Source organism: Bradyrhizobium sp. Mp27 (assembly GCF_029953005.1).
GTDB lineage: Bacteria > Pseudomonadota > Alphaproteobacteria > Rhizobiales > Xanthobacteraceae > Bradyrhizobium > Bradyrhizobium barranii.
In genome coordinates, this window is the sequence record NZ_JASAUS010000213.1 from 1 (window position 1) to 9,424 (window position 9,424).

The 9,424-nt window shown below is 64.6% G+C and carries 9 protein-coding genes and 1 pseudogene; 4 read left to right on the forward strand and 6 right to left on the reverse strand.

Annotation, left to right across the window (positions count from 1 at the left end):
* From QJT78_RS45345 to QJT78_RS45355, 3 genes and pseudogenes are all read right to left on the reverse strand, one after another.
* A pseudogene (locus tag QJT78_RS45345) lies at positions 1-472 on the reverse strand (hypothetical protein); the annotation flags it as partial.
* A gap of 166 nt (positions 473-638) precedes the next feature.
* Positions 639-2,174: a DEAD/DEAH box helicase gene (locus QJT78_RS45350; protein ID WP_028148777.1), complete on the reverse strand. Its 1,536-nt coding sequence runs from the start codon at positions 2,172-2,174 to the stop codon at positions 639-641.
* A 308-nt stretch (positions 2,175-2,482) separates the two neighbouring features.
* Positions 2,483-3,493 (reverse strand): helix-turn-helix transcriptional regulator, encoded by a 1,011-nt coding sequence (locus QJT78_RS45355; protein ID WP_038945369.1) that lies wholly within the window; start codon positions 3,491-3,493, stop codon positions 2,483-2,485.
* Positions 3,494-3,693: 200 nt separating this feature from the next.
* Here QJT78_RS45355 and QJT78_RS45360 point away from each other — a divergent pair, with 200 nt between their 5' ends.
* Entirely contained in the window at positions 3,694-5,214 is a 1,521-nt protein-coding gene (locus QJT78_RS45360) for a caspase family protein (protein WP_028148779.1), read from the forward strand.
* Between the two features lie 46 nt (positions 5,215-5,260).
* Here the strand turns inward: QJT78_RS45360 and QJT78_RS45365 are convergent, their stop codons facing one another.
* Positions 5,261-5,545: a hypothetical protein gene (locus QJT78_RS45365; RefSeq protein ID WP_028148780.1), complete on the reverse strand. Its 285-nt coding sequence runs from the start codon at positions 5,543-5,545 to the stop codon at positions 5,261-5,263.
* A 204-nt stretch (positions 5,546-5,749) separates the two neighbouring features.
* Here QJT78_RS45365 and QJT78_RS45370 point away from each other — a divergent pair, with 204 nt between their 5' ends.
* Positions 5,750-6,925 carry an FAD-dependent oxidoreductase gene (locus tag QJT78_RS45370; RefSeq protein ID WP_028148781.1) on the forward strand — a complete coding sequence of 392 codons (1,176 nt, stop codon included), beginning with the start codon at positions 5,750-5,752 and terminating at the stop codon, positions 6,923-6,925.
* 179 nt (positions 6,926-7,104) lie between these two features.
* Complete coding sequence (locus QJT78_RS45375; RefSeq protein WP_028153046.1) at positions 7,105-7,872, forward strand: outer membrane beta-barrel protein; 768 nt, start codon at positions 7,105-7,107, stop codon at positions 7,870-7,872.
* A gap of 108 nt (positions 7,873-7,980) precedes the next feature.
* On the opposite strand, the gene QJT78_RS45380 is transcribed toward QJT78_RS45375, so the two are convergent.
* Both QJT78_RS45380 and QJT78_RS45385 read right to left on the reverse strand, forming a co-directional pair.
* A complete protein-coding gene (locus tag QJT78_RS45380) occupies positions 7,981-8,751 on the reverse strand; it encodes a glucose 1-dehydrogenase (protein WP_028153047.1) in 771 nt (256 codons plus the stop codon).
* A gap of 21 nt (positions 8,752-8,772) precedes the next feature.
* Positions 8,773-8,958, reverse strand: a complete 186-nt coding sequence (locus QJT78_RS45385) for a hypothetical protein (protein ID WP_007609848.1) — start codon at positions 8,956-8,958, stop codon at positions 8,773-8,775.
* A 145-nt stretch (positions 8,959-9,103) separates the two neighbouring features.
* Here QJT78_RS45385 and QJT78_RS45390 point away from each other — a divergent pair, with 145 nt between their 5' ends.
* Complete coding sequence (locus QJT78_RS45390; RefSeq protein ID WP_157790311.1) at positions 9,104-9,352, forward strand: hypothetical protein; 249 nt, start codon at positions 9,104-9,106, stop codon at positions 9,350-9,352.
* The last annotated feature ends 72 nt before the right edge of the window (positions 9,353-9,424 follow it).

Sequence of the window (9,424 nt, forward strand, 5' to 3'; positions counted from 1 at the left end):
GAAGCTCTTGCCCGGGAAACAAACTCAAACTAACAGTCCCTTGTCCTGCCTCGCGGGTGGAGGAATTTGACTGACCACACCCGGAGGAATTTGAAGTGACCCGCGGGGGCTCGGTCGCGCCCGAGAGGCTGGCATCGTAGGAGCCGGTCATTCCGAGCGCTTCGCTCAGCACCGTCATCACGTCGTCGATCTCGCCGATGACGCGTGCGCCAACCTTGTCGATGCGGTCGGTGGTCTTGATGTGGGAAAGATAGGTCTCGTAGATCTGCTCGAGATCGCCTTCGGTCAGCTTGCCGTGGCGCGCCAGCGTCTCGTTGATGATCTTGTTGAGCGGTGCGTTATAGCCGGTGGCGTAGACGTACCAGATCTCATAATTGCGGGGAATTGCGGTCTGTCGAAGCGAGCGGATCTGACCGAGAGCCACTTCGGCGAACGCCATCGTGCGTTCGTGTTCGTCGAGCACCTTGACCACTGAACATACCCCACAGCGGTCGGTGCGCCATCGACCGCAGCAATGCTTAAATTATGTTCGTAGGCTAACGGACGATCGTGAACGCTCTGTAAACAGATGTTCGCGAATGCATCAGAATAAGTGTGAAACGGCTCTGCTCAACCGACCTGAATCGCGCGCCGGCGCGTCAGGCGCCGGCGGGAGAACGCACTGGCCGTAGCAGAAACGCCGGAAGGTGCGAGTGATCGCCGGGCTCGGTATCGGCCTCGCGCTGGCGGCGCGGCTCGGGGCGGCCAATCGACGGCACATGCGATGCATTGGCCTGCTGGCGCGAGCCATGACGCGGCTCGGATGATGGCCTGGCTTCACGCGGAGGCCTCGGCTCGCGTGCAGGCCTCGCCTCGGGAGCGGGCCGTGCTTCGGCTGCAGGCCTTGTTTCGGAAGCGTGTCTTGCCTCGCCACGCGGTTCGCGCGGCTCGTGGCTGCGCTCACGGTCGCGACCGCCGCGCTGCGGCTTGCCGCGTCCACCGCGCGAACGTTCGCGGCCGCGCTGCTCGCGCGGGCGCTCGGTCGCATCGCCGGCTTCAGCGTGGATCTCGTAGTCGCCCTCGGCGCGCGGAATGTTTTGGCCGATGAGCTTCTCGATCGCCACCATCGACTTCTGGTCGAGCGGCGTCACGATCGAGATCGCGATACCGGTGCGGCCAGCACGGCCGGTGCGGCCGACGCGATGGACATAGTCGTCCGGATGATGGGGGACGTCGAAATTGAAGACGTGGCTGACTTCGGGAATGTCGAGGCCGCGGGCGGCGACGTCGGAGGCGACCAGCAGCGGCAGCTCACCCTTGCGGAATTGTTCGAGCGCCGCCATGCGGGCCGGCTGGTCCATGTCGCCGTGCAAGGCGCCGACGCTGAAGCCGTGCTTCTGGAGCGATTTGTGAACGATCGCGACCTCGCGCTTGCGATTACAGAAGATGATCGCGTTCTTGAGATCCTTGGCCTCGCGCAGCAGGCGGCGAAGCAATTCGCGCTTCTCATGCGCCTCGCGCCCCGCAGGCACCTGTGACTGCTTGACTGTTACGGCGGTGGTGGCGGGCTTGGAAACCTCGACCTTCTGCGGATTGTGCAGGAAGGTCTCGGTGATGCGCCGGATTTCCGGTGGCATGGTCGCGGTGAAGAACAGGGTCTGCCGCGTGAACGGGACGAGCTTGCAGACGCGCTCGATGTCGGGAATGAAGCCCATGTCCAGCATGCGGTCGGCTTCATCGATGACGAGGAGCTCGACGCCGGTGAGCAGGAGGCCGCCGCGCTCGGTGTGGTCGAGCAGGCGGCCGGGGGTGGCGATCAGCACATCGACGCCGCGCGTCAGCTTGGCATCCTGGTCGCCGAAGGAAACGCCGCCGATCAGCAGGGCCACGTTGAGCTTCTGGCCAGCGCCGTAGCGGTCGAAGTTTTCCTTCACCTGCGCCGCGAGCTCGCGGGTCGGCTCCAGGATCAGCGTGCGCGGCATGCGCGCGCGTGCGCGACCCTTTTCGAGGATGGTGAGCATCGGCAGCACGAAGGCCGCGGTCTTGCCGGTGCCGGTCTGGGCGATGCCGAGCACATCCTTGCGTGCGAGGACGTGGGGGATCGCCTGTTCCTGAATGGGGGTGGGGGTGGTGTAACCGGTGGCCGCCACTGCGGCGAGGACTTTTTCGGACAGTCCGAGATTTGAAAAGGACATTGAGCCTCTGGTCGAAACCGCCGTTCGGAATCGAGGGTAATGAAGGCTGTCGCGTTCCACCCCGAAACGGCGCGCTCTCAAAGAAGCTGGGGGTGCTGACTCACGCGAACAAAGCGCAAGGCTCAAGAATCGGTCTTCGATCTGAGCCGCGTCGCCCCGGAACATAGGCGGGAATCGGCCAAAGTCAATGGAGCAGGCGCGGGAAGACCCTAAAAAACCTGAGGTTTTTGCCCAAATAGCGGGCCCGGCTGGGCTTTTCCGCCTCCACCGTTAACCGGGTAACCGGGCGATAGCTGCCGGAGGGACGACTAACGCCCCTCGGACCCCCGCGCCCGGAAATCGCCGGGGGCCATTCCATAGGCGGCGTTGAAGACCCGGTAATAGGTCGCCAGGCTCTCGAAGCCGCAGGAGGTCGCGATATCGGCGATCAGCCGGTCCGGCGCCTCACGCATCAGGCGGCGGCTCTGTTTCAGGCGTTCGTCCGTTACGGTCTGCGAAAAGCTCTTCGCCGCGGTTTCGAACAGCATGTGCAGGTGACGCACGGACACGCCGAGCTGGTCGGCCACCGTCGCCGGCGTCAGATCGGGGTCTTGCAGATAGCGCGCGATCAGGCGACGCGCCTGTGAGAGCCGGGCGGTCCGCAGCGCGGCCTGCCCACGGCGGCTGCCGGGCCGCACGATGCCGCGCTCGATCAGCGCCAGATGAGCCAAGGCCTGGACGAGCGAGGCTTGATCCACGGAGGCTTGATCCAAGGAGGCCTGGGCGACTGAGGTCGTATCGGTGGCGCCGTTAGCGCCCGCGGCGGCTTCATCGAGGTCGGCGAAGCATGCGCCGAGCAGGGGCGCCAGGCCGGGATCGTTGAAGGTCCGGGGCGCAAGCTCGCGCATGCGCCTGTCCTGCGTGGAAAGGCTGCTCACGGGGATCTTCAGGATGCGCAGGTGGAAGCCGCCTGCGCCGAGCGGCGCGGTGCGATAGGGCTGGTCGGTATGGCTGGTGGCGAAGCTGCCGTTGGCGATCGCAAAGTCGCTCGCGCGCATGCCGCCGAACCAACCGCCGCTGCCGAGCTGTTGATAGACGCAGATGCTGTCGCCGGGCGCGTAGGCGATGTCGGAGGTGCTGCGCTCGACCGTGTAGTGCGACGCCTTCAGCTCGACGAGCCCACCGCCGCCGAGCTGGCGCAGCGAGAATTCGCCGTAGAAGTCCGCGCGGCGCTCGCGCTCGAGTTCGGCGGTGACGCCGAACAGGCCCTTGGACCGGACCTCGCGCCAATAGTCGAACCGGTCATGCGGCTCGACCTCGTCAGTACACCATCGATACACGGCAGCCCCCGCTCGCAGCGCAGCTGCCTAGAAAAAGCAGATTCCGGAGGAATCTGCCATAGTCCTGATGACGCAACCCGTGGGCTCTCCGCGTTGAACCGTCGATATGGCTGGACCGACTATCATCAACGGCGGAGGGTTCCAATGAATCGCTGTTCGAGGGGGCCGGCGGAGCGCCGTCCTGCAACGGGAATTTTACGATGACGCGTCGGCTTTTCAGAATTCTGGCGGCCCTTGGCCTTGCGGTGAGCCTGAGCGGCTTCGCGCTGCCCGCACACGCCGAGAAGCGTGTTGCGCTCGTCGTCGGCAACAACGACTACAGGAACGTCCCCAAGCTCCTCAAGGCGGTCAACGACGCCCGCACCATGGGCGATACGCTGAAGCAGCTCGGCTTCTCGGTGATGGTTGCCGAGAACCAGAGCCGGCAGCAATTCTCCGAGACGCTGCTCGCGTTCGACAGGACGATCGAGCCCGGCGACACCGCATTCTTCTTCTACGCCGGCCACGGCTTTGAGATCGCGGGGCAGAACTACCTGCTGCCGACCGACGTACCGGCGGCGACCGAAGGGCAGGAAGAGCTGGTGCGCGACGCTTCCATCCTGGCCGACCGCATCGTCGAGCGCCTCCAGAACAAGAAGGCGCGCACGTCGATCCTGGTGTTCGACGCCTGCCGCAACAACCCGTTCGAGCGCAAAGGCACCCGCGCGGTCGCCGGCGGCGGCGGCCTCGCGCCGATGGTGCAACTGCCCGAAGGCGTGTTCTCGGTGTTCTCCGCGGGTCCCCGCCAGACCGCACTCGATCGTCTCTCCGACGACGACGCCAATCCCAATTCGGTGTTCACGCGCACCTTCGCCAAGGAGCTGCTCCAGCCCGGCGAGAATCTGGTGCAGGTGGCGCAGCGGACGCGCCGTCTCGTCAGCGAGATGGCCGACACCGTCAAGCACAGGCAGGTGCCGGTCTATTTCGACCAGATGGTCGACGACGTCTTCCTCAGCGGCGTTGCCAAGGACGCGATGGCCGCTGCGCGCCCGGCCGATCCGCCGCCGCAGAAGCTCGCAGCTCTCCCGCCGGTGTCGGTACCGCGTGTGCCGAAGGAAGAAACCACCAACGCGCCGATCGCCAGCTTCTCGCGGCACAATGGCGGCTGGAGCGTGGTGTTCTCCTTCGCCGACCCGACGCTCGGCATTTCCTGGCGCATGGCCGGCAATGGCGATTTCCGCGAGACCGGCTTCATCGACACGCTCGATCCGCGCACGCGCAAGCGGATGCCGAACCCGTCGATCGAATTGCCGCCGGATGCGCAGGCCGGCACCATCGAGGTTCGCTATGTCGATCAGTCCGGCGACATGCAGGGGCCATTCCCGATCCGGTTCGATCCCGAGGCCGCGCTGATCCGCGACCAGCGCAAGATCCTCGATATGACCGCGACGAGCTGGCTGTCGTTCCGCGAGTTCAACGGGCTGCTCGTCTACTACACGCACCTCGTGTCCTACCGCTGCGCCATCCGCGAGGTGCGCATCGGCATCGACACCGCCGTTCCGAACCAGATGTTGAAGATGCCGGGCTGCGACATGCGCGATCCCAGCGCGATCAGCGCCGGCATGCCGCTCTACATGAAGCTTGCCCCGGCTACGCAGTTCGTCTCGGTGGAACTGACCTATCGCGATGGCAGCGTGTCGGAAATCAAGAGTTTTCGGGCCTCAAACCGCAGCAACAACTGAGCGTCCGCGGTTCCATTATTGGGCAGCGAGTGCAGTTGCGCGGGAACTAGCCGCGACGCTTTCCGATGTAGCGCTTGATGGAGTCGATCGCTTCCATCAAGGGCGGCGCAAGCGAGAAGAACGTCCCCATGGCGATCGAGATGACCACGTGGCGAAGCAGGACCTTCTCCTGTTCCTCGAACGGATAGCCGTTCTGGTCGATCCGTGCCGGCGCGAGCGTGCCCGCCTCCTGAGGATCCGGCTTCCGCGGCTTGCGCGGCGGCAGCATGATCACGACGAAAAGCACGTTGATCAGCAGCCAGATGCCAAGCACTATCAGTATGGTGCGCAACGCGGGATCATCCTGAAATCAATCGAAATTATCAGCAACGCTACCGGCCATTCGGCATTGCGGCAAACCAATTCCGGCTTGTTGCACCGCAAAGAGTACTAAAGTTGTAAGCGAGCAGTTGATGACGGAATCTGATACCCCAGAGCACACCGTGCGTCACTCCTGAGAGCCCGGTGTTGCATCGTCGGCGGTGGGCCGGCCGGCATGATGCTCGGCTATCTCCTGGGACGCGCCGGCATCGACGTCGTGGTGCTGGAGAAGCATGCGGATTTCTTCCGCGACTTTCGCGGCGACACCGTGCATCCCTCGACGCTCCAGGTGATGGACGAGCTCGGCCTGATCGATGGGTTCCTGAAGCTGCCGCACCAGCGCCTGCAGATGATGGACGGCCTGTTTGGCGGCACGCCCGTGCGGATCGCCGATCTCCGCCGGCTCCGCACCAAGTATCCGTTCATTGCCTTCATGCCGCAATGGGACTTCCTGAATTTCCTGCGCGAGGCCGGCCAGCGCTTCGCCTCGCTCAAGGTGATGATGAATACGGAAGCCGTCGATCTGATCCGCCGCGGCGAGACCGTCGCCGGCGTGCGCGCGATGACGCCGGAGGGGCCGATCGACATCGAAGCCGGTCTTACCATTGCCTGCGATGGCCGGCATTCGACGGTGCGAGAGCGTGCGGGGCTCCGCGTCGAGGAGATCGGCGCGCCGATGGACGTGCTGTGGTTCCGCGTCGGCCGCAAGGCGGACGAGACCGAGAACCTGTTCGCGCGCGTCGAGCCCGGAAAGATGATGGTCACGTTCGACCGCGGCGACTATTGGCAGTGCGCCTATGTCATCGCGAAGGGACAATACGAGGCGGTGAAGGCGAGGGGATTGCAGGCGCTGCTCGACGACGTCGTGCGCATGGCGCCGATCCTTCAATCCGGCATTGCCGATGTGAAGAGCTTTGACGACGTCAAGCTGCTCACCGTCGCGATCAACCGCCTGCCGCGCTGGACGCGGCCGGGCCTGCTTCTCATCGGCGATGCCGCGCATGCGATGTCGCCGGTCGGCGGCGTCGGCGTCAATCTCGCCGTGCAGGACGCGGTCGCGACCGCCAATTTGCTGGCCGACAAGCTTCGGCAGGGCTGCCCAACCGAGAATGAACTCGACGCCGTGCGCCGGCGCCGCGAATTCCCGGTGAGGATGACGCAGCGCATGCAGGTGATCGTGCAGAACAACATCATCAGCGGCGCCCTGCAGGGCGGTGATCGGCCGCTGAAGGTGCCACTGGCCGTGCGCCTGATCACTGCGCTGCCATGGCTCCAGGGCATTCCGGCGCGCCTGATTGCGCTCGGCGTGCGGCCCGAGCACGTGCAGTCGAGCGCCGCACCAGCATCGTAGTGGAGGATGTTGGTAGGGATAACGCGGCGTTAAATCGCGCGCCGCGCGTTGCGTGCGTGCAACAGCGCAAACGGATTCACGTCGCGCCGCTTGCCAATCCGGCGTCTTAACTTTCTTGATTCAAATTTGAGTAAGACCTGCGTGTGACCGTGCGCCCATCAAAGGACACGGGGTGTACCATGCGTAACAAATTGATTGCCGCCTTCGCCTGCACGACCGCTCTGGTTTCGACCGGCGCTGCTTCAGCCGCCGATCTCGGTGCGCGCTACATGAAGGCGCCCGCCTACGCGGAGCCGCTGTTCAACTGGACCGGTTTCTATGTCGGCGGCCACATCGGTGGCGCATGGACCAACGAGCAGTTCATCAACAACGGGACCGGCGCGCCGTTCGGCGATCTCGTTCCGGGCCAGGGCTATCGCCAGCGCGGCGCCGGCATCATGGGCGGCGCCCAGATCGGCTACAACTGGCAGGCCAACAACTACGTGTTCGGCATGGAAGGCACGATCTCCGGCCTCGACAACAAGGGTACGGTCGTCAACACCGCCTTCGGCGCCGCTGACGACATCTTCACCTGGCGCGCCAACGTGCTCGCGACCGTCGTCGGCCGCGCCGGCTTCACCGTGCAGAACAATTTGTTCTACATCAAGGGCGGCTATGCCGGCGTGAACAACCGTCTGAACGTCAGCGACACGGTTGCGCCCGCGACGGGCTCGGGCGGTCAGACCCACTGGGCCAACGGCTGGACCGTCGGCGCGGGCTGGGAGTACGGTATCACCCGCAACTGGATCGTCGGCCTCGAGTACAACTACGCGGCCTTCGGCAGTCAGACCTATCAGCTCGGCGGCACCTCGGGTAACTACACCTTCGATGCCAAGCCGCGCGACATCCAGTGGGCCGTCGTGCGCGCGAGCTACAAGTTCGACGCACCGGTCATCGCGCGCTACTGATCAACGAACGACCAATCAGCAAAAAAAGACGATCACTGCCAAATTCAAAAGCCCCGGCATAGCCGGGGCTTCTTTTTTGCGTGCAAGTTTTTTGGGTACAAGACGGCTTCAGGCCATCACCGAGAACCCACCGTCGACGGGGATCGCGGTGCCCGTGACGAAGTTCGAGGCGGGCGAGGCGAGGAACACGGCGATGCCGGCGAAGTCGTCGATATCGCCCCAACGTCCCGCGGGCGTGCGCGCCAGCACGCGCTCATGCAGCCCCGAGACCTGCTGCCTCGCGCCGCGGGTGAGGTCGGTGTCGATCCAGCCCGGCAGGATGGCGTTGACCTGGATGTTGTCGGGCGCCCACGCATTGGCGCACGCGCGCGTGTACTGCACGATGCCGCCCTTGCTTGCCGCATAGGCGGTGGCGAAGCTCGCGCCGAAGATCGACATCATCGAGCCGATATTAATCACCTTGCCATTGCCCGACGCCTTCAGCGCCGGATAGGCCAGCTTCGAGCACACGAAGGCGCTGGTGAGGTTGGTGTCGATCACCTTGTTCCACTCGTCGAGCTCGAGCTCGTGCGGCGGCTTGCGGATGCTCATGCCGGCATTGTTGATGAGGATGTCGATCCGGCCGAGCTCCATGACGACGCGGTCGATCATGGCCGCGACCGCCGCCTTGTCGGTGACGTCGGTGGTGACGGCAATCGCCTTCACGCCGCGCGCTCTGAGATCGGCAACGGCAGCGGCCGACTTGGTTTCGTTGCGTCCGACCACGGCGATATCGGCGCCGGCATCGGCGAGTCCGTGGGCGAGGCCAAGACCGATGCCGCCATTGCCCCCTGTGACGATCGCGACTTTGCCGCGGAGATCGAACCGGTTGGATGTCATATTTGTATTCCCTGGTTTCTTCTATTGGTTGCTCTGCCAGATCAGGACCAGTCCGAAGCCGGCCATGGCTGCGCCATAGCCGGCCCATTGCAGCTGGTTGACCATGAAGCTCGACCGCGGCCAGGCGACGGTGCCCGTTCCCTGTCCGATCCAGAGCAGTCCGACGGCGAGGGCAAACAGGCCTGCGATCAGCAGAAATCTGCGCATGCATTCCTCCCCGTTGGTTTGCTTCTGTCGTGGCCCACGGCATCAATGATCGCCGCTTGTCACGAAAACTCCCCGCCAGACTAGCCGTAGCTTCGGTTGGGATACAATGGCTGCGGATGCAGGGCCGCCGGGGGGATCCATGTCCGTGCGGAAGATGCTCCTGGGCATCGCGGCTGCGGCCGCACTGGTAGCGGCCTATGCCGTCATTCCGCGGCGCGCGGATCTGCGGGCGTTCGATCCGGCCGAGATGGCGCGGCTCGAGACCGCGATGTGGCGCGACTATTACGACAAGCGCTATGCCGCGCTGTTCTACCATCTCTACGAATCGACGCGGACGCAGTTCGGCTTTTCGCCGCTAACCCGTCTTATTCGTAAGAGTGCGCCTGAGGGGTAAAGCGCTGATGCGGCGTAGGATTCGGTTGCGAAGCCAACCCCATCACCTCCAACCGCGAACGCCACGCCCGCC